This window comes from Streptomyces prunicolor (assembly GCF_045162825.1).
Lineage (GTDB): Bacteria > Actinomycetota > Actinomycetes > Streptomycetales > Streptomycetaceae > Streptomyces > Streptomyces prunicolor.
In genome coordinates this window covers 6,347,237-6,366,087 of the sequence record NZ_CP108676.1, presented here as the reverse complement: position 1 = coordinate 6,366,087, position 18,851 = coordinate 6,347,237, and the positions used below count along the sequence as shown (strand labels likewise).

The 18,851-nt window shown below is 70.0% G+C and carries 19 protein-coding genes; 5 read left to right on the top strand and 14 right to left on the bottom strand.

Going from position 1 to position 18,851, the window contains the following annotated elements; translation table 11 throughout:
* Positions 1-7: 7 nt before the first annotated feature.
* The gene (locus OG588_RS29250) at positions 8-316 is read right to left on the bottom strand and encodes a hypothetical protein (RefSeq protein WP_328680284.1); all 309 of its coding nucleotides are present in this window, start codon (positions 314-316) and stop codon (positions 8-10) included.
* A gap of 402 nt (positions 317-718) precedes the next feature.
* Here OG588_RS29250 and OG588_RS29245 point away from each other — a divergent pair, with 402 nt between their 5' ends.
* Positions 719-1,756 (top strand): chitinase, encoded by a 1,038-nt coding sequence (locus tag OG588_RS29245; protein WP_405949888.1) that lies wholly within the window; start codon positions 719-721, stop codon positions 1,754-1,756.
* Between the two features lie 70 nt (positions 1,757-1,826).
* On the opposite strand, the gene OG588_RS29240 is transcribed toward OG588_RS29245, so the two are convergent.
* The 5 genes from OG588_RS29240 to OG588_RS29220 form a co-directional block, all read right to left on the bottom strand.
* Positions 1,827-2,240: an imidazolonepropionase-like domain-containing protein gene (locus tag OG588_RS29240; RefSeq protein WP_405949887.1), complete on the bottom strand. Its 414-nt coding sequence runs from the start codon at positions 2,238-2,240 to the stop codon at positions 1,827-1,829.
* Positions 2,241-2,267: 27 nt separating this feature from the next.
* Positions 2,268-3,467: a cyclic dehypoxanthinyl futalosine synthase gene (mqnC, locus tag OG588_RS29235; protein WP_393044103.1), complete on the bottom strand. Its 1,200-nt coding sequence runs from the start codon at positions 3,465-3,467 to the stop codon at positions 2,268-2,270.
* Positions 3,468-3,556: 89 nt separating this feature from the next.
* A complete protein-coding gene (locus OG588_RS29230) occupies positions 3,557-4,153 on the bottom strand; it encodes a hypothetical protein (RefSeq protein ID WP_405949886.1) in 597 nt (198 codons plus the stop codon).
* 17 nt (positions 4,154-4,170) lie between these two features.
* Entirely contained in the window at positions 4,171-5,883 is a 1,713-nt protein-coding gene (locus OG588_RS29225; RefSeq protein WP_405953243.1) for a serine/threonine-protein kinase, read from the bottom strand.
* Positions 5,884-5,971: 88 nt separating this feature from the next.
* Entirely contained in the window at positions 5,972-6,820 is an 849-nt protein-coding gene (locus OG588_RS29220; protein ID WP_405949885.1) for a menaquinone biosynthetic enzyme MqnA/MqnD family protein, read from the bottom strand.
* 286 nt (positions 6,821-7,106) lie between these two features.
* Here OG588_RS29220 and OG588_RS29215 point away from each other — a divergent pair, with 286 nt between their 5' ends.
* Both OG588_RS29215 and OG588_RS29210 read left to right on the top strand, forming a co-directional pair.
* Positions 7,107-7,310 (top strand): cold-shock protein, encoded by a 204-nt coding sequence (locus tag OG588_RS29215; protein ID WP_003998944.1) that lies wholly within the window; start codon positions 7,107-7,109, stop codon positions 7,308-7,310.
* Between the two features lie 182 nt (positions 7,311-7,492).
* Positions 7,493-8,203 (top strand): class I SAM-dependent methyltransferase, encoded by a 711-nt coding sequence (locus tag OG588_RS29210; protein ID WP_405949884.1) that lies wholly within the window; start codon positions 7,493-7,495, stop codon positions 8,201-8,203.
* Here OG588_RS29210 and OG588_RS29205 read toward each other — a convergent pair.
* The 7 genes from OG588_RS29205 to OG588_RS29175 form a co-directional block, all read right to left on the bottom strand.
* Entirely contained in the window at positions 8,156-8,686 is a 531-nt protein-coding gene (locus OG588_RS29205) for a hypothetical protein (protein ID WP_405949883.1), read from the bottom strand. The two genes, OG588_RS29210 and OG588_RS29205, sit on opposite strands and share 48 nt — an antisense overlap.
* Complete coding sequence (locus tag OG588_RS29200) at positions 8,683-9,216, bottom strand: hypothetical protein (protein WP_405949882.1); 534 nt, start codon at positions 9,214-9,216, stop codon at positions 8,683-8,685. The genes OG588_RS29205 and OG588_RS29200 overlap by 4 nt, the downstream gene beginning before the upstream one ends.
* Positions 9,194-10,489, bottom strand: a complete 1,296-nt coding sequence (locus OG588_RS29195) for a WXG100 family type VII secretion target (protein ID WP_405949881.1) — start codon at positions 10,487-10,489, stop codon at positions 9,194-9,196. The genes OG588_RS29200 and OG588_RS29195 overlap by 23 nt, the downstream gene beginning before the upstream one ends.
* Positions 10,489-10,791 (bottom strand): DUF6317 family protein, encoded by a 303-nt coding sequence (locus OG588_RS29190; protein WP_405949880.1) that lies wholly within the window; start codon positions 10,789-10,791, stop codon positions 10,489-10,491. Before OG588_RS29190 ends, OG588_RS29195 begins: the two co-directional genes overlap by 1 nt.
* Positions 10,791-11,282, bottom strand: a complete 492-nt coding sequence (locus tag OG588_RS29185; protein WP_405949879.1) for an SAV_915 family protein — start codon at positions 11,280-11,282, stop codon at positions 10,791-10,793. The genes OG588_RS29190 and OG588_RS29185 overlap by 1 nt, the downstream gene beginning before the upstream one ends.
* 238 nt (positions 11,283-11,520) lie before the next feature.
* Positions 11,521-13,296, bottom strand: a complete 1,776-nt coding sequence (gene kstD, locus OG588_RS29180) for a 3-oxosteroid 1-dehydrogenase (RefSeq protein WP_405949878.1) — start codon at positions 13,294-13,296, stop codon at positions 11,521-11,523.
* 143 nt (positions 13,297-13,439) lie between these two features.
* Entirely contained in the window at positions 13,440-15,353 is a 1,914-nt protein-coding gene (locus OG588_RS29175; RefSeq protein WP_405949877.1) for an AMP-dependent synthetase/ligase, read from the bottom strand.
* Positions 15,354-15,717: 364 nt separating this feature from the next.
* Between OG588_RS29175 and OG588_RS29170 the strand changes: the two genes are divergently transcribed.
* Together OG588_RS29170 and OG588_RS29165 are read left to right on the top strand one after the other, a co-directional pair.
* On the top strand, positions 15,718-16,599 hold the full coding sequence (locus OG588_RS29170) for a MaoC family dehydratase (RefSeq protein WP_405949876.1): 882 nt from the start codon (positions 15,718-15,720) through the stop codon (positions 16,597-16,599).
* Between the two features lie 206 nt (positions 16,600-16,805).
* Entirely contained in the window at positions 16,806-18,098 is a 1,293-nt protein-coding gene (locus tag OG588_RS29165) for a DUF6716 putative glycosyltransferase (RefSeq protein WP_405949875.1), read from the top strand.
* A gap of 46 nt (positions 18,099-18,144) precedes the next feature.
* On the opposite strand, the gene OG588_RS29160 is transcribed toward OG588_RS29165, so the two are convergent.
* Positions 18,145-18,801, bottom strand: a complete 657-nt coding sequence (locus OG588_RS29160; protein WP_405949874.1) for a TetR/AcrR family transcriptional regulator — start codon at positions 18,799-18,801, stop codon at positions 18,145-18,147.
* Positions 18,802-18,851 lie beyond the last annotated feature (50 nt).

Sequence of the window (18,851 nt, the reverse complement as noted above, 5' to 3'; positions counted from 1 at the left end):
GCTCCGGTCAGTGTGCGGTGGCTGAGGAGGACGGGGCCGCACCCGTGGGGGTGCCCGAGGGGATGTCGGTCGGGGCGCCGGTCGGAACACCGGAGGGCGCTACGCCGCCTCTGCCGCCGTTGGGGCCGTAGCCACCGCCGGGAGCCGAACCGGCCTGGCCGCCGCCGAACGGCAGCAGCGAGGAGGGGTTGAGAGAGATGCCCCAGCCCATGAACGCCATGCCGAGTACGAACGCGTACCCGAGGCAGACGGTGCCCATGAGGAGGCCGATCCGGCGCAGCACCTTTGACCGGCGGCCGGAGTTGTCAACGAACACGGGACCTTCAGCGGACCCGTTGCCGGCTTTGCGGCGGCGACCCCGCGCAGAGGCGCGGTTATCGATGGCGGACTCGGATTGCATTCCCCAGACATTAGGCCGCCTTTATGTGACCAAAACTCTGATTCTCTTGTGAGCCCGCCAAGAAAAACGCCGCAACCTGTGCCTTCTCTTAGAGAACCCAGGAAGTGCCTTATGAACGGCCGGTGTCAGTAGTGTCCCCAATTTTCCCCTTCGTCGCCCGGCTTGACCGTTTCGCGCATCGATACCCGTGGGTTTCCTATGTTTTTTCTGTCTTCGTGAGACACAGCCCCGTGTGCTTCATTTAGCCTTCGGATTCCGACTCTGTTTCCATCCTGAGACAGAAATCACCGTCCCCACGCGGAAAGGGTGCATGCTCATATGAGGAGTTTCCTGAAACCGGCGGCCGGGCTCACCTGCTTGTTTGCCCTCGCGGTCACCGGATGCTCCTCGAGCTCCGACGACTCGTCGGACTCGGCCCCATCGGCAACACCGAAGACCAGTACGACGCCGTCCGCGAGTGCCTCCTCGACGCCCTCGTCGACCACGGCCTACGCGCCGTACGTCAGCGTCACGACCGCCGCCGACATGGACAGCGCGGGGTCCCCGTCGACGTACAACCTCGCCTTCGCCATCGCCAAGGGCAGCACCTGTACGCCGGAGTGGAACGGTACGACGGCGATCGACAACTCGGCCGTGAAATCCCGGATTTCGGCGCTCAAGACCTCCGGTGCGACCGTCCGGGTCTCCTTCGGCGGGGCGTCCGGCAAGGAGCTGGCGGAGACCTGCACCAGCGCGACGGCTCTCGCGAAGGCGTACGGCGAGGCGATGGACGCGGCCGGCTCCACGCAGGCCGACTTCGACATCGAGGGCGACGCGCTGACCGACTCGACCTCGGTCGCCCTGCGTTCCAAGGCGATAGCCCTGCTCCAGAAGGAACGCACCGACCTCAAGGTCTCCTTCACCCTCCCCGTGATGCCGTCCGGCCTCGACTCCGACAGCCTCGCGCTGCTGGAGTCGGCGAACGACAACGCGGTGGAGGTCTCCACGGTGAACATCATGACGATGAACTACGGCGAGTCGTACACGGCTGACATGGGCGACTACGCGATCACGTCCGCTACGGCCACGCACACCCAGTTGAAGAAGGTGTTCGGGCTCTCGGACGCGGGGGCCTGGCAGGGGATGGCGCTCACGTCGATGCTGGGCGTGAACGATGTTTCCGGGGAGACGTTCTCGCTCTCGGACGCGGCGCAGGTGCGGACGTTCGCCGAGTCGAAGGAGATCGCGTGGGTGTCTATGTGGTCTACGTTCCGGGATCAGCAGTGTGAGAGCGGATCGTCCGATGATGATGCGGCGACCGATTGCAGTGGGGTGACGCAGAGTTCGGGGGCGTTCGGGGAAGCGTTTGCTGGGTGACGGGTGCGTTGCCGGCTGACGGTTCGTTGTGGCTGGTCGCGCAGTTCCCCGCGCCCCTAAAAACCTGCACCTAGCGGCGCCTGTGGACTAGCCGACCTGCGCACACCGTTGCGATGCATACGCCGGCCTCGTCGAATACGGCCAGGTCGGCACGGCCGAGGTCTGCAAGAACCGTAGGGCGTGGGGCGGCCAGGATCGCGACATCGTTCCGCTGTGCCGCCGCCCGGAGTTCGGGTGAGTCGACGTGTTCCGCCAGGACAGCCGTAGCACCTGACTTCAGCACGGCGTGGATCCGCTCCCGCGGGCTCGGGGCGTCCGGGAGTGGCCCTTCGTGGACGCGGGCGGGACCCAGCACACCGGGCCAACTCCGCACCCGGGCGCCGGGAAAGCGGTCCTGGACCTCCGCCAACGTCCCCACACCCACGACCCGGGCACCCTCGACGGCGACGGCACCGCCCTCGTCCGCCGTGTGAATCGTCAGCACAGCAACCCCAGTTGGAGCACAGGAGGCCTAGTTGGCCGACAGGAGCTTCAACTCCGGGTGGGCCGTGCCGCCTTCGATCGCCGTGGACGAGATGTGGGACATCACGCGCTCGTCGACGGGGTCGTTCGCCGGGTCGTCGTGGACGACGATGTGCTCGTACGTCGTGGCCCGCTGGGCGGGGACGCGGCCCGCCTTGCGGATGAGGTCGATGATCTCCATGCGGTTGGAGCGGTGCTTGGCACCGGCGCTGGAGACGACGTTCTCCTCCAGCATGATCGAGCCGAGGTCGTCCGCACCGTAGTGCAGGGAGAGTTGGCCGACCTCCTTGCCCGTCGTCAGCCAACTGCCCTGGATGTGGGCGATGTTGTCCATGAAGAGACGCGCGATGGCGATCATCCGCAGGTACTCGAAGAGCGTGGCCTGCGTGCGGCCCTTCAGGTGGTTGTTCTCGGGCTGGTAGGTGTACGGGATGAAGGCGCGGAAGCCGCCCGTGCGGTCCTGTACGTCGCGGATCATCCGCAGGTGCTCGATGCGCTCGGCGTTGGTCTCGCCGGTGCCCATGAGCATCGTCGACGTGGACTCGACGCCCAGGTTGTGCGCCGCCTCCATGATCTCCAGCCAGCGCTCGCCGGACTCCTTGAGAGGCGCGATCGCCTTGCGGGGGCGAGCGGGGAGCAGCTCGGCACCGGCGCCCGCGAAGGAGTCGAGACCGGCCGCGTGGATCCGGGTGATGGCCTCCTCGACGGAGACCTTCGAGATGCGAGCCATGTGCTCGACCTCGGACGCGCCGAGGGAGTGGATGACCAGCTGGGGGTACGCGCCCTTGATCGCGGCGAAGTGCTTCTCGTAGTACTCGACGCCGAAGTCCGGGTGGTGTCCGCCCTGGAACATGATCTGCGTGCCGCCGAGTTCGACGGTCTCCGCACACCGGCGCAGGATGTCGTCGAGGTCCCGCGTCCAGCCCTTCGCGGTGTCCTTGGGAGCGGCGTAGAACGCGCAGAACTTGCACGCCGTGACGCACACGTTCGTGTAGTTGATGTTCCGCTCGATGATGTACGTCGCGATGTGCTCCGTACCCGCGTACCGACGCTTGCGTACGGCGTCGGCGGCGGCGCCGAGCGCGTGCAGCGGGGCGTCGCGGTAGAGGTCGAGGGCCTCTTCGGGGGTGATGCGCCCGCCCTCGGCGGCACGGTCGAGGACGGACTGAAGCTCGGCCTTCTCGGTCACCGGGAGGTCCCTTTCGTCAAGGGTTGCGGACGGGCAGGTGGTGCTGACGGACCTTGTCAGCCTACGCCAGCGGATTTACCGCCCCGCCCTCAGGCCGTGTATGCGCCGACCAGCAGCCCGAGGAATGCACCGGCGAGCAGAAACGGCCCAAAGGGGACGACGATGCCCCGGCCGTCCCGCCGCCTCCGGGCCGCGAAAGCCCCGTAGACCGCCCGCAGCAGGAACCCCGCGAACGCGCCCAGCATCACCGTCGGCCACCCGTACCACCCGAGCACGACCCCGGCCCCGACCGCGAGCTTCACCTCGCCGACGCCCAGACCGCCGTCCCCGGGATCGAGGCGCGACAGCCCGAAGTACCCGGCGCCGAGCGCGAGGGCCCCGAGCAGCGCGGTCGTCCAGTGCCCGGCGTGCTCGGGCACGAGGGTGACGACACCGAGGAGGGCGAGGGCGGCACCGGCGAGGGGAAGCGCCAGGCCGGTGACGCCGACGGACAGGACGGCGGCGGGCGCGAGCAGCAGCCACACCGCCAGCTCGGGCCGCGTACCGGTGGCGGCGGCGAGGGCAACACACACCAGCACGACCAGGAGCGCGGTACCGACACCGCGCCGACCGACCCGCGCCACCACCGCCCCCGCACCCGCGCCCCACACCCCCGCGAGGGCGATCAGCAGCTGGTCGTAGTCCACTCGACGGCCCCGACGCCCTACTTGACCTTGGCCAACCGCGCGGTCGGCGAGCCCTCGGCCGAGCTGTCCGACGCGTACTTGAGGTCGTCGCCGACGGGGGTGAGGGTGACGGTGTGGGCGGCCTGGTTGCAGACGCTGCGGTTCGACGTCGCGCCCGCGGCCGAGGCGACGAGCCGGGTCTTCGTCACCTGCTTCAGGGTCAGTACGTCGTCGCAGACGCCGCCGAGCTGGTCGGTCTGGCGGAGGATGCCCAGCTTCTGCCCCACGCCCACCTTGGCGATCGTGATCCGGAAGGTCCCGTCGGCGAGCGTGCCGCCGAGGGCGGTGCCGTCGCCCTGCCAGGTGCCGAGGTAGGAGTCGGGGATGGACTGGAGTGAGGAGCCGTCGCCCGCGCTCGGAGTACTGGTACTGGTCGGCACACTGCTCGTCGTACCGCCCGGCGCGCTGCTTGTCGTCGGCTTGGTGGCGGAGCCCGCGGAGGTGTCCGTGCCCTTGTCGCCCGGCTGCATCCAGTACAACAGCACCGGCACCAGCGTCACCACCGCCAGTGCCCCGGCGATGGAGAGCGCCACCGCGCAACCGACCCTGCGGCCACGCCCGTTGGGGCCGGGAGCCGCCGTGGCGGCGACGGAGACGGAGAGCTTCCCGGGGTGACGACCGGAGGCCGGGGGGACGGTGTCGTACGGAGCCGCGTCACGGGGTTCGGGTACGAACCCGGCCGGCCCCGCAGGCGACTTGGGCATCACCGGCGCCGGCCCGAACGCCCCGACCCCCGCCCCCACCGACGGACTGCTGAACCCCACCGGCCCCGAAGGCACGCCCTCGGCAACCCCCGCCGCCTCAAGATTCAGCAGCTGTACGGCACTTCGGCTGACCTGCTCCACCAAGGTCCCCGGCAACCACCCCCCGGCCACCAGCCGAGCCGCCCCGTCCGGAGCGAGCCACCGTCCCACCTCGCCCGGTGTCGGCCGCGCGGCGGGATCCTTCGCCAGACAGGCACTCGCGAGCTCCCGCAAGTCCCCGTCCATCTCACCGAGTTGGGGCTCTTCGTGGACGACCTTGTAGAGGAGCGCGGCAGAGGAGTCACCGGGGAAGGGGGAGGTACCCGTGGCCGCGTAAGCCAGCACCGCACCCAACGAGAAGACATCGGAGGCGCCCGTCGCCCCCTTCCCGAGGATCTGCTCGGGGGCCATGTAGCCGGGCGAGCCGACGGAGACGCCGGTGGAGGTGAGGGAGGCGGTGCCCTCCGTGGCGCGGGCGATCCCGAAGTCGATCAACAGCGGCCCGTCGAGGGTGAGAAGCACGTTGGACGGCTTCACGTCCCGGTGCACGAGCCCCAGTTCATGGACGGCCGTCAGCGCTTCCGCGAGCCCCGCACCCAGCGCCCGTACGGTCGCCGTGGGCAGCGGTCCGCCGTCCGCGACGGCGGCGGAGAGGGAAGGCCCGGCGGCGTAGGCCGTGGCCACCCACGGCACCGCGGCCTCGGGATCCGCATCCAGCACCGGGGCGGTCCACGCACCGCCCACCCGGCGTGCGGCGTCGACCTCGCGGCGGAAACGGGCGCGGAACTCCTCGTCGAGCGCGAAGTGCGGATGCACGATCTTGACCGCGACCGTACGACCGCCCGCGCTGCGCCCGAGATAGACCCGGCCCATCCCACCGGACCCGAGCCGTCCGAGCAGCCGGTAGGGCCCCACGACCGTGGGTTCGTCGTCTCCGAGCGGCTGCATGCCGTCCACCCCTCCCCCGTACGACTTCCAGGTCCCCCGTACGGCTTCCAGCAGGGTAGTGCGCCGCACCCCTCCGCCACTTACGTACTTACGGCTGGAGCAGTTCCACGTTCACGTCGGCCGGGAAACCGGTCGTAGGTCCGACCCGGCGGGCGAACTCGGCGACGGCGGCAAGCTGGGGCGCACCGAAGCGGAAGTCCAGCGTCGTGAAGTACCGCTCCAGGACGGTCTCGTCGAACTCCTCCCAGCGGGCGGCCTGTTCGGCGACCTTGCCGACCTCTTCGAGGGAGAGGTTGCGGGAGTCGAGGAAGGCCTCGTGGACCTTGCGGGTGATGACCGGTTCGCGCTCCAGGTAGTCGCGGCGCGCGGCCCACACGGCGAAGACGAACGGCAGCCCGGTCCACTCCTTCCAGAGCGAGCCGAGGTCGTGCACCTCCAGGCCGAAGCGGGGCCCGTCGAGCAGGTTGGCGCGCAGGGCGGCGTCGCCGATGAGGACGGCGGCGTCGGCCTCCTGCATCATCAGGCTCAGGTCGGGCGGACAGGTGTAGTAGTCGGGCTGGACGCCGTAGCGCTCGGCGAGGAGGAGCTGGGCGAGCCGGACGGAGGTCCGCGAGGTCGAGCCGAGGGCGACCCGGCGGCCGTCGAGCTGGTCCAGCGGGACCTGCGAGACGATCACGCAGGACATCACCGGGCCGTCGCAGCCGACGGCGATGTCGGGGAAGGCGACCAGGTCGTCCGCGTTGCGGAGGAACTCGACGAGCGTGATGGGCCCGATGTCGAGGTCGCCCCGCACCAGCTGCTCGCTGAGCTTCTCCGGGGTGTCCTTGGTGAGCTCGAAGTCGAGAAGCGTGCCTGTTCTCGCGAGCCCCCAGTACAAGGGCAGGCAGTTCAGGAACTGGATGTGGCCGACGCGCGGCCGGGTGCGAGAATTGTCCACAACGCGAGGCTAGACCTCATGCGGTACGCTCCATACTTCGGCCCCGCAGTCAAGCCCCCGGCGATCTTCAAACGTCCGGGTGATGTGATCTTGGCCTCTATTGCTTTCGGCTGCCCAAGTGCTAGGCTCGCCGCAAGTTGCAGTTTGGTTTCCCTTGCAGTACAGAGCCTGCGGAGCATGTAACCGCGGGCTCTTGTCGTTTTCAGACGTATGCAGTAGTGCGGGACTTGTTTTCACACTTGCAGGGTTCTGGAGCAGGGCAACCCTTTGGGCCCAAGGAGGGCTTATGGCTACCGGAACCGTGAAGTGGTTCAACGCCGAAAAGGGCTTTGGCTTCATCGCCCAAGAAGGCGGAGGCCCCGACGTCTTCGTTCACTACTCCGCGATCAACGCGAGCGGCTTCCGCTCGCTGGAGGAGAACCAAGCGGTCTCCTTCGACGTGACCCAGGGCCCGAAGGGCCCGCAGGCGGAGAACGTCACCCCCGTCTGAGTCACCTGATCGCAGTCATTCGGTCTCGGAGCCTGGTGCTTTGATCCGGAACGGATAGCAAGACCCAAGGAGCCCCGCGCCGCAAGGCGACGGGGCTCCTGCCTTTGCCCCCGGCGGTCGGGCGGTTGAGGGCCGCTTGTCGCCGGGCACGTTGTCAGTGGGCGTCGATAGGGTCCCCGGCCATGACATCGACGCCGACCAACTCCCCCTCTGGTTCCACCTCTGACTCCCCCTCCGCCGAAGCCGACTTCGTGACCGTCATCCGGACTTTCTACGACGCCGTCGCCGAGGACTACGCGGAGATGTTCGCCGGGGAGCGGACCGAGCCGCGGGACGGGGCGGCGCTGGCCGGCTTCGCCGGGCTGGTGACCCGTGCCGGGGGCGGGCAGGTGGCCGACCTCGGCTGCGGGCCGGGCCGGACGACCGCACATCTCGCCTCCCTCGGCCTGGACGTCTTCGGCCTCGACCTGTCCGAGTCGATGCTCGCGATCGCGCGCCGCGAGAACCCGGGGCTGCGCTTCCGGCAGGGCTCGATGCTGGACCTGGACCTCCCCGACGGCACACTCGCGGGGGCCGTCTCCTGGTACTCGTCCATCCACACTCCGGTGGACCAACTCCCGTCCCTGTTCACAGAGTTCGGCCGCGTGCTGGCACCGGGCGGGTATCTGCTGCTCGCCTTCCAGGCGGGCGACCGGCCCCTCACCCTCGACCGGCCCTTCGGTCACCCCGTACGCCTGGACTTCGAACGGCGGCGACCTGAGCGGGTGGCCGAGTCGCTGGGGGCGGCGGGGTTCGCGGTGCGGTCGCGGACGGTGCGGGAAGCGGACGAGGAGCTCGGGGAGTCGTCAGCGCAGGCGTTTCTTGTCGCCCGGAAGCCGGTGGAGCTCGGCTGAGGCTTCCAGGAATCGGCGGGCACCGACCTCGCTGGGGTATTCGCGGACGGCGAAAGCGGCGGCCAGCGTGCCGACGCTCCATGCGAAGAGCGCCGGTACGACGGGGATCACGAGCAGCGCGGGGATGAGGGCGGCGCGGCCCAGGTTCTGGCCGCGCTGGGTGTCGTAACGCTTGTTCATCCAGGCTTGGGCAGGGGTGGGCGGGTTCAGCAGCTTCTTACGGATGGCCCGGCGCTGCTGCACCCAGCCCCAGACCGCGAATCCGCACGAGGCGGCCACCTGCGTCCAGTCCCACACCGGGCGCAGGAACGGGGGCAGGTGGACGCGGAACGATTGGTAGGACTCGACGACGACGCCGCACATGATGGACATCATCACGAGCCAGAGGAGTGCAGCGGAAGCGCGTCGCAGCCAGTAGAGCGCGCCGCGCCTGTACCAGGTTCTGCCGAGCCCGGGCAGCTTCGGGATGTCGGAGGGGATCATGTTCCGGACGGGTGCTCCTGCAGCCAGCGGCGGGCGCCGACCTCGCTGGGGTATTCGCGGACCGCGAACGCGGCGATCACCCAGCCGACGCAGCCCACCGCGAGGGCCGGCGCGACCGGTGCCGCGACCAGCCAGAGGGCGCGGCCCGCGACGGCCAATCCGGTGGAGCGCCGGGTCTCGTCCCGTTTGGCCCGGCGGGCCTGGCCGGGCGTTGGCGGGTCCAGCAGCTTCTTGTGAAGGTCCCGCCGCTGCACCCGCCACCCCCAGGCAAAGGCCACGAAGGACAGGACCGCCTGCGCCCAGTCCCACACCGTGCGCACGGTCGACGGCAGGCTCGTGCGGAAACTCCCGTAAAGGACAAGCGCGATGTAGCAGAAGAAGGCCAGCACCAGGAGCCAGAGGAGGGCTCCGGAAGCCCGACGCAGCCAGTAGCGCGTGCCGCGCTCGTACCAGGTGGTGCCGAGCCCGGGCAGGGCGGGAATCCGGGCCGGGGTTCCGGAAGGGGCCTCAGAAGATGCTTTTGATGCCATGCCAGACGTCATCCTTCAGTCGTACGAAGTCATGCCCGGTCTCCGTCATGACATGGCCCGTGCCGTGCAGCACGCCGCCGACCACACCGTGGTCGTGGATGTCCTCGCTCCAGTGCTCGTGGAACGCGTGGTCGATGACCCCGGTTGCCCCGACGACGATCGCGCCGCCCACTCCGGCCACGACGATCGCGGGCGCTTCGAAGGGCGCGGCGGCTACCAAGCCGGCCGTGATGGCCGTACCGGCGACCAGCCCGGCCACGTTGGCACCCCCGTCCACCGCCACGGAATGCTGCCAGGACCACCCCTTGTCATGGTCCTCGGAGGCCTCAAGCAACCCGCAGGCACCGGCCGCGGCGACGTCCAGTACAGGGACCTCCTTGAGGAAGTCCGGCAGCTTGTCCAGGCTCTCGCCCGCGCGCAACGCGTCTGCCGCATCGGCCAGTTTGACGTTCAGGGCACGGTCGTAGGGCAGCTTGGTGCTGCCGTAGTCGGCGCGGGCCATGTCCTCTTCCAGCGACTGGACCCTGGCGACGGCGTCGGCGTAGGCGCCCTTGGCGGGAAAGTCCTTGGGGAGGGAGCGGCCGGCCTTCTGGAACGCCTTGCGTTCGGAGCGGAGTTCCTTCTTGGCCGCCTGCGCCTCGGACTTGGCGTCGTCGATCTTCGTGCGGGCCTTGGCGCCGCCGGCCCGCGCGTCCTCGGCGTCGAAGGCGTACAGACCGCGCAGATAGTCGACGACGGTGATCTTGTCGCCGGCGGTCACCTCCGCCTTGCCGGTCACCTCCGCGTACAGCCCCTGCAACTGGCCCGCCGCCGCCAGCCGCGCCTTCTGCGCCGTGTGCAGAACCTCCTTGCGCACGGTGTCGTAGTCGCCCATCGCGGAGATCGTCTTCTGCTCGTCCGCGCTGGGCGGAGTCGAGGTGGTCGTCGGCAGCGGTACGCCCTTGTCCCCCATCGCGACGCCCTTCTTCGCCGCCACGTGCTCGGCGTTCTGCAGGGCCGTCTCGCAGGTGGAGAGCGCCTCGGCGAGCGTGTCCAGGATGTCGCCGGCCTCATGGACGAGGGCAGCGAAGGCACCGGCGGTCACGGCGTCCTCGGTGTACGTGGCACGGAAGGACTCCGCCGACTCGCCCTTCCAGCCCGTGTCGTCGACCAGGGCGTCCACCGCACGGGTGAGGGGGCTGATGACGTCGTCGAGCTTGTCCTTGGCGTTCTTGTACGTAGTGGCCATCGTGCGGAGTCCGCCGATGTCGCCGCCGACCCAGCTGTCGCCCATCAGCCCTCCCCCACCATCAGGTCGTCGAACACACCGTGAACGTCGATGTCGTGCCGGCGGAAGGAATCGCGGGCGTACGCGACCTTGTCGCCCCGGTCGTCCAGTCGGTCGGCGAAGCCGATGTGGAGGGCGACGATGAGATCGGCGACCTCCTTGATGGCATGGTCGAGGGCGGCGTCCCCACCGCTCACCACGGGCGGGGCCACCTGGTCGTGCAGCTTCCGATAGTCCGTGGCCTGGTCGTGGAACGTCGTGGCCATCGAGGTCAGGTCACTCATGACCGCTTTGAAGTCGGCCGACATCAGCGCACCTCCCGCGCGTAGGCGGCCAGATCGGCCAACTGCCAGTTGGGTGGTCCGGGAGCCACCCGCGGGTCGAGCAGCACGGTGACTCCCCGCTCGCCCACTCCTTCGGCCAGCGGCCCGAGCGAGGTGGCGACCCACGGCTGGGCCTCACCGAGCGCGGCTACCAGCTTCTCCAGGGTCGTGAAGGCGAAGGCCACGGTCCCGGCCACGTCGGCGGGGTGCGCGAAGAGCTCGTACGCGATGAACGGCACCCGGACCGGACGGCCGTCGTCGTACGTCGTGTCGACGTGCCGAGGATGGGCGGGCACGAACACGGGCGTCTCGTACGGCGGAACACCCGGCCTGGGACCCGGTCGACCATCCGTCGCCGCGCGAACCGTCGGTCCCGCCTCCGCGTAGTCGAGCAGACTGGAGCGGCGCGGCTCGGGCGGTGCCGGCAACGGCCCCTGCGTGTAGTCAAGAAGGCGTGAACGGTTCGGCTCCCCCACCGCCGTCTCCTCTTCCCCGTGAGTCGACCGTGAGTCATCGCGGCCACTGTGGACGTCTTCGCGCCATTACAGTAGCCACCGCACGAGCGCCCAAATCCGGCTATGTCAGGCCTGCGAACCCGTTGCATGCGCAATGCATACGGCCGCTTGGCCCCGGCCTGGTCATCCCTTGACCCCGCGATGACCAGGCCGCGACAGCCAGGACGGCGGCTCTACGACCAGCGCGCTACGACCCCTGCTACAGCGCCCCCGCCAGATCCAGCGCCGCCACATACCCGAACGTCATCGCCGGCCCGATCGTCGAGCCCGCGCCCGCGTAGCTGTGCCCCATCACCGCCGCGCTCGCGTTCCCGGCCGCGTACAGACCGGGGATCACCGAACCGTCCGCCCGCAGCACCCGCGCCCGCGCGTCCGTCCGCATCCCGCCCTTGGTGCCGAGGTCGCCGGGGACGATGCGGAAGGCGTAGTACGGGGGCAACCACAGGGGAGCCAGGCAGGAATTGGGGAGGACGGACGGGTCCGTGTAGTAGTGGTCGTACGTGCTGTTGCCACGCCCGAAGTCCGTGTCCTTGCCGCTCGCCGCAAGGGAGTTGAAGCGGCTGACCGTCGACCGGAGGGCCGCCGCCGGGACGCCGATCGAGGTGGCGAGGGCGTCCAGGCTCCACGCCTTGTACGCCGCCCCCGAGCTGTACCAGTCGTCGGGGAAGGTGAACGTCGGCAGGACGTCCTTGAACAGGTACCGGTTGCGGTAGTTCTGGTCGACGATCAGCCAGGCCGGGATGTCGGGGGCGGCGGCGTCGCGGTCGTACATGATGTGGACGACGTCGCTGTACGGCGCGGCCTCGTTGACGAAGCGGGAACCGGCCTGGTTGACCAACAGGCCGCCGGGGAGGGTGCGTTCGGCGAGGCAGAAGTACGGGTCGCCGGGGATGGGGATGGTGGGGCCCCACCAGGCGTCGTCCATCAACGCCAGGGCCGCGCCCGCCCGTTGGCCCGCCTGGATGCCGTCACCGGTGTTCTCCTTCGCGCCGACGGTCCAGTCCGTGCCGATGGGTTGGCGCTGGTACTGGGCGCGCATGGCCGCGTTGTGCTCGAAGCCGCCGGAGCCGACCACGACCCCGCGCCGGGCGCGGACGAGTCCGGCGGTTCCGTCGCGCGTGACCACCGCGCCGGTGACGGCACCGCCCTCCAAGTACAGGTCGGTGAGCGGGGTGTTGAGCCACACCGGTACCTGCGCCGACTGGAGTCCGGCGCGCAGTCCGGCGGCGAGGGACTGGCCCATGGTGAGCGGCTTCTGGCCGAGCAGCGCCGCCTTGGTCCCCCGGGCCAGGCACTCGGTGGCGACGGCCGCGCCCTTGACGCTCACCGCGGCCAGGTCGAGCCACTTGTAGTCGGCGCTGAAGACGACCATGCCCGAAGGGACGGCCAGATAGGGCGGGTTGAGGTGGGCGAGTTCGGTGCCGAGGATGTTGCCGTCGAGCTGATCGGGCTCTATGGAACGGCCGCCCGGGAGCCCGCCCGGCAACTCCGGGTAGTAGTCGCTGTATCCCTCCATCCAGCGGAAGCGCAGCGGGCTGTTCGCCATCACGAAGGAGATCATGGCGGGGCCGTGGGCGAGGAACGACTGCCGGCGGTCCGCCGGGACGTCGGTGCCGACGACCGCGGAGAGGTAAGTGGCGGCTTTGGCAGGGGTGTCGGGGACTCCGGCCGCCAGGATCACCGGGTTGTTGGGGATCCAGATCCCGGCCCCCGAGCGCGCCGCCGATCCCCCGAACGTCGGCGCCTTCTCCACGACCACACAGCTCAGGCCCTGCTTGGCGGCGGTCAGCGCGGCCGTCATCCCGGCCGCTCCCGCCCCGATCACGACCACGTCGTAGGTACCGAGGAGGGGAAGGTCCGCGGCATGGGCTGTGTGCTGCACCCCGGCGGCGACAGCGAGCGCGGCGACCGCACCGCCCGCCAACACACGTCTTCTACCGGGGAGTTGTACCTGTCCGTCCGCGCTCGTGGTCATGGCCGCTCCAGCCCGACGAGGAAGTGGGCTGGGAATGTCGCGCGGGGGTCTTGTGAAGTCAATAACCAGGGACCGGGTGCGGGCGTCAGCAGTCGGTGGCCCACGCCCTCACCGGATCGGACCAACACGCCCCCGCCCGCCGCCTAGTTGGCGTACAAGCCCTCGATGTCCTTCGCGAAGTCCCGCATGACGACCTCCCGGCGCAGCTTCATCGACGGGGTCAGATGGCCGTCCGCCTCCGTGAAGGCGCCGGACAGGATGCTGAAGCGGCGGATGGACTCGGGGCGGGAGACGAGCTTGTTGGCGTCGTCCACGGCCCGCTGCAGGACCGCGACCAACTCCTCGTCGTTGACCAGGAGTTCGGCCGGTACCGGGTGCTTGCCGTTCATCTGGCGCCAGTGGGTGATGCCTTCGGGGTCGAGGGTGATGAGGGCGGCGATGTAGGGACGGCGGTCACCGACGACGATGCACTGGGCGATCAACGGGTGGGAGCGGAGCCAGTTCTCCAGCGGGGCCGGGGCCACGTTCTTGCCGCCCGCGGTGATCAGGATCTCCTTCTTGCGGCCGGTGATGGTGAGGTAACCCTCGTCGTCGAGGCTGCCGATGTCGCCGGTGGCGAGCCAGCCGTCCTGGGACGCGGGGACCACACCGTCGCCGTGCGGGTCCCAGTAGCCCCGGAAGACCTGGCCGCCGTGGAGCAGGATCTCGCCGTCCGAGGCGATGCGGACCTTGGTGCCCGGCATGGGCCAACCGACCGTCCCCAGGCGGGGTTTGAGCGGTGGGGTGCAGGTCGCCGCCGCCGTCGTCTCGGTCAGGCCGTAGCCCTCGAAGATCTCGATGCCCGCGCCGGCGTAGAACGCGGCGAGCCGGCGGCCCAGCGGGGAGCCGCCGCAGATGACGTAACGGAGCTTGCCGCCAAGGGCGTTGCGGATCTTGCGGTAGACCAGCGGGTCGTAGAAGGCGCGGGCCGTCTTCAACGGGCGGCTCGGACCCGACCCCGTGCCGGACTGGCGGGCCTCCAGCGCCTCGCCGTAGCGGATGGCGGCGTTCGTGGCGCGGTCGAAGACCTTGCCCCGGCCGCCCTTCTCCGCCTTCGCCCGGGCGTTGTTGAAGACCTTCTCCAACATGTACGGGATGGCCAGCAGGAAGGTCGGCTGGAAACTCGCCAGGTCGGCCAGCAGGTCTTCGGACTTGAGGCTCGCGGCATGGCCGAGGCGGACGCGGGCGCGGACGCAGGCGATCGCGACCATGCGGCCGAAGACATGGGAGTAGGGGAGGAAGAGGAGCGTGGAGGGCTCTTCGTTCGGCTTGTTCTTGAAGACGGGGTAGAGGAGTTCGATCGCGTTGTCGATCTCCGCGAGGAAGTTGCCGTGCGAGATCGCGCAGCCCTTGGGGCGGCCCGTGGTGCCCGAGGTATAGATGACGGTGGCGAGCGTGTCGGGCAGCAACACCCCACGCCGTACGGCGACTTCCTGGTCCGGGACGGTCCGGCCCAGCTCGGCCAGCCGCTCCAGGTGACCCTTCTCGAAGACCCACATGTGGCGCAGGTCGGGCAGCCGGGGCGTCTCCGGACCCAGCGCCGCCGCCTGCGCGACCGTCTCCGCGGCCATCGCGACCGCGCCCGTGTCCTGGAGGATCCACCGGATCTGGAAGAGCGAGGAGGTCGGATAGATGGGGACGGTGACCAGACCCGCCGCCCACGCGGCGAAGTCGAGGAGCGTCCACTCGTACGACGTCCGGGCCATGACCGCGATCCGGTCGCCCGGCGCCAGCCCCTCCGCGATCAGCCCCTTGGCGACGGCCTGCACCTGCTCGGCGAACTGGGCCGCCGTCACGTCCTGCCAGTTCCCGTCCTCGTCCTGCCTGCTGAGGACCAGGTGGTCCGGGGTCAACGCCGCGTTCTCGAACGGCACGTCGGCGAGCGAGCCGTGGGTCGCCGGCGGCACCAGCGGCGGCACGGACACCTCCCGCACGACGCCGTCCAGCCGCCGGATCTCGGGCTCGACGAGGACCGGCGCGCCGTCGTAGTCGTGGCCGGACGGGTAGGCGAGGGACATGGCAGCTCCTGTGGCGTGCAGCTTGTACCGCTCTGCTGCATTAGGTACGCATGGTGCGTACCGAGGCGTTCATCCCGGCCCGCGGGTCGGGGTGTTACCTCGGGTTAGGTCGCAGATCGTACGGGCCCCGCGTGGGGAGTTCGTGCGGTTTCGGGGGTGGTAGCGAGCCGGGCCTGTGCAACCTCGACGGGTTCACGGCACTTTGTCGGCCATGGATCAGCCGTACGTCGGCCGTGTGCCGCCTGCGCGTCACCCATGCACCCACCAAGGGCCGTCCGGCTCGCCCCACTTGGCCTTACCTGCGGTAACCTTACTGCGAAGTAAGCCGAAAAGAGCCGCCCAGGACGCCACCCGGGAGTGGGACATGGCCAACCCCTATCCGCCTCTCACCGACACCCCCGCGCTCACCCCGCTCCTCCTCCGCGGCGCCTTCCTCTCCCCCTTCAAACGGCCCCGCCCCGACGCCGAGTTCCCCCGCACCCGCCTGGTCCTGCCCGGCGTCCGCGTCGACCTGGCCAAACTCGCCGCCTACGAACGCGTCTGCGGCTTCGCCACCGGCGACGACGCCCTCCCCATCACCTACCCGCACGTCCTCGGCTTCCCGTTGGCCATGCGCCTGATGAGCTGCCGGGCCTTCCCGCTCCCCCTCCTCGGCCTGGTCCACACGTCCGTCGAAATCACCCGGCACACGGCGGTACCGGCCACCGGGGAGTACGAACTCACGGTCTACGTCGACGAGTTGGCCCCGCACCGACGCGGCACCGAGGCGACGGTCACGACCGAGATGCGGGCCGGGGGCGCAAGCGAAGGTGGGACCGCGGGCGAGGTCGTATGGGAGTCGCGGAGCACCTATCTCGCCCGGCACCACCGCCCCGGCACACCCACCCCCACGCCCGAACTCCCGCCCACCCGGGCCCCGTTGCCCACGGTCGCCGAGTGGCGGCTCGGCGAGGACGTGGGCCGGCGCTACGGAGCCGCGTCCGGCGACCGCAACCCCATCCACCTCTACCCGCTCACCGCCCGCCTGTTCGGCTTCCCGCGGGCCATCGCACACGGCATGTGGACGGCGGCCCGGTGCCTCGCCGCCCGCGGCACCCCCGAACGCACGCTGGTACGGGCCGAGTTCAGGGCACCGGTGCTGCTGCCGGGGACCGTGGAGTACGCGGCGCTCGACGACCGCTTCGCGTTGCGGGACGGGGCCGGGCGGGTGCACGTGGAGGGATTCGTGCACCCGGTCGTTGCCTGAACCCCCATGAACAGTGGGCGAACAACACATGTCCGCCCACATTCGACGGATCACGAAATCCCAGGCGGACAAGGGGCCTTGAGGTTTCCGCACAGGAAACCCCCAGCTCACCCAATGAGCTTTCAAGGGATCACTCATGCACTCCTCAGGGACGCTTCTTACCCTCGGCTCACTTCGCCGGACCCGCCAGGAAGGGCCCCTGAGCCATGCCGCCCAGACGCATAGCCGTACTCGCCGACTCGGACACCCGCTGGAAGTGGGGCGCGTCCGTGGCACGGCAGATCGCCCCCGAGCACGCCCTCGACGCGTACTTCCTGCGCGGCCGGTCGACCCCCACGGAGCGCCAGCTCGCCGAGATCGGCATCGAGCCCGACACCCGGCGTGAACTCCCCACCGCCGCACTGGTCGACGACCCGGAACTGGCCGAAGCGGACATCGTCGTCATGGCCGTCTCCGGCGGCACGGTCCTGGCCCTCACCCACAGCCTCGGCCTGGCCTGGGCGGGCCGCGAACACCGGCCGATCACCGTCACCGGCTACGTCGGCGTCGTCTACGAGAAGATGATCGACGGACTGCTGACCCGCGGCGGGAGCGACATCGTCCTCGCCAACTCCGCCTACGACGCACGCCGGTTCGGCGCCGCGTTCGCGAGCGTCGGCATCGACCCGGAGTCGGTGGTGGAGTGCGCGCTGCCGTTCCTCGGCGGCGAGCCCTACCAGCCGTCCACCGACCGGCCGTTCACCCTCACCTTCGCCGTCCAACCGTCCGTCCCCAGGAGCAAGCAGGACCGGCTACGGCTCCTGGAGCGGGCCGCCGCACACGCCCGGCGCCACCCCGACCGCCTGGTGCTGATGAAACTGCGCAGCCTCCCCGGCGAGCACACCACCCACGTCGAGGCCGACCCGTACCAGCTCCTCGTCCAGAACCTGGCCGAACCTGCCCCCGCCAACCTCCAGTTGGTCTACGGCAACATGGGCGAGGTCCTCGACCGCACCGACCTGCTGGTGACCGTCAGCTCCACCGCCGCGCTGGAGTCGATGCAGCGGGGCATCCCCACCGCGATCCTCACCGACTTCGGCGTCCGCGAGGCACACGGCAACCACTACTTCATCCACTCCGGTTGCCTGGCCTCCTGGGACGAACTCGACGCCGGCGCCCAGCCGTTGCCCGACCCCGCCTGGGCGGACGCGCAGGGCATCGGCAAGAGCGACCCCTACGCCGCCACCCGCGCCCGCGTGACCGCGCTGCGCGCTGCGGGACCGCTGCCGACCCTGCGCCACTACTACACCCCTCAGCGCGCCGGCATCTACCTCTCCGGCCTGCTCACCCGCAACGGCTTCGACGAGAAGGGCCGCCCGCTGACCGACCCGCTGGGCGCCGCCGACTCGGGCCGGGTGAAGAAGGCGGTACGACGGGTCGCCCGGCGCGGCGCCAAGGCGGTGTACCGGGTGGGGTATCAGCGGGTCGCGCCGACGTTGCGCAAGTGGGGGGCGGTGTGAGGCGAGCGGCCCGAGGCGAGCCGTGTGCGTGAGGCCGTACCCGGTGCTAGCGGTCCTCGATGTCGGCCGGCGGTGACCAGGGCCGCCCCTCCATCAGGTTGCCGAGCCCTGCCCAGGCGAAGTTCATCAGGGTCGCCGCGGCCTGCTTGGCGGTGACGCCCGGGGTCGCGTTGGACCAGGCCGCGAGGGACTCGGCGGCACCGACGAGGGCTTCCGCGAGGCCGGCGACCTCACGGTCGGCGAGGTCGGGGTCGCGGTGCGCCTCACGGGCGGCGACCGCGATCAACTCGGTGACGAACGCGACGAGTTCGGCCCGCATCGCCGCCACCTCGGCCGCGAAGGGCTCGCCGTGGGTGCGGGCCTGGAGATGCAGCACGGACCAGCCGTCCGGGTGCCGCGCGGTGTGACTGAAGAACGCCCGCAAGCCGTCCCAGAGTTGGCGGTCGGCGGGCGAGGCGGTGTCCACCCCGGCCCGTACCGCCTCGGTGAGCGCCTGGCCCTCGCGCCGGATGCACGCGGTGAACAGGTCTTCCTTCGAGTTGAGGTAGAGATACACCAACGGCTTTGACACGCCCGCGAGTTCGGCTATCTCGTCCATCGACGCGGCCATGTAACCGCGCTGCCCGAAGGTCTGCACGGCGGCGTCGAGCATCTGCTGCTCACGGACCGCCCGCGGCATCCGTTTGGTCTTCACGGCACCCATGGGGCAAGGGTAGTTGGACCGGATCGCGCGGCTGCCGACAGCAGGTGCAG

What these genes read in the sequence shown, in the direction of transcription:
- OG588_RS29245 (WP_405949888.1), top strand. Translation starts at nt 719, where the DNA reads ATGAGGAGTTTCCTGAAACCGGCGGCCGGGCTCACCTGCTTGTTTGCC.
- OG588_RS29225 (WP_405953243.1), bottom strand. Translation starts at nt 5,883, where the DNA reads ATGCAGCCGCTCGGAGACGACGAACCCACGGTCGTGGGGCCCTACCGG.
- OG588_RS29215 (WP_003998944.1), top strand. Translation starts at nt 7,107, where the DNA reads ATGGCTACCGGAACCGTGAAGTGGTTCAACGCCGAAAAGGGCTTTGGC.
- OG588_RS29210 (WP_405949884.1), top strand. Translation starts at nt 7,493, where the DNA reads ATGACATCGACGCCGACCAACTCCCCCTCTGGTTCCACCTCTGACTCC.
- OG588_RS29205 (WP_405949883.1), bottom strand. Translation starts at nt 8,686, where the DNA reads ATGATCCCCTCCGACATCCCGAAGCTGCCCGGGCTCGGCAGAACCTGG.
- OG588_RS29200 (WP_405949882.1), bottom strand. Translation starts at nt 9,216, where the DNA reads ATGGCATCAAAAGCATCTTCTGAGGCCCCTTCCGGAACCCCGGCCCGG.
- OG588_RS29195 (WP_405949881.1), bottom strand. Translation starts at nt 10,489, where the DNA reads ATGGGCGACAGCTGGGTCGGCGGCGACATCGGCGGACTCCGCACGATG.
- OG588_RS29190 (WP_405949880.1), bottom strand. Translation starts at nt 10,791, where the DNA reads ATGTCGGCCGACTTCAAAGCGGTCATGAGTGACCTGACCTCGATGGCC.
- kstD (WP_405949878.1), bottom strand. Translation starts at nt 13,296, where the DNA reads ATGACCACGAGCGCGGACGGACAGGTACAACTCCCCGGTAGAAGACGT.
- OG588_RS29175 (WP_405949877.1), bottom strand. Translation starts at nt 15,353, where the DNA reads ATGTCCCTCGCCTACCCGTCCGGCCACGACTACGACGGCGCGCCGGTC.
- OG588_RS29170 (WP_405949876.1), top strand. Translation starts at nt 15,718, where the DNA reads ATGGCCAACCCCTATCCGCCTCTCACCGACACCCCCGCGCTCACCCCG.
- OG588_RS29165 (WP_405949875.1), top strand. Translation starts at nt 16,806, where the DNA reads ATGCCGCCCAGACGCATAGCCGTACTCGCCGACTCGGACACCCGCTGG.
- OG588_RS29160 (WP_405949874.1), bottom strand. Translation starts at nt 18,801, where the DNA reads ATGGGTGCCGTGAAGACCAAACGGATGCCGCGGGCGGTCCGTGAGCAG.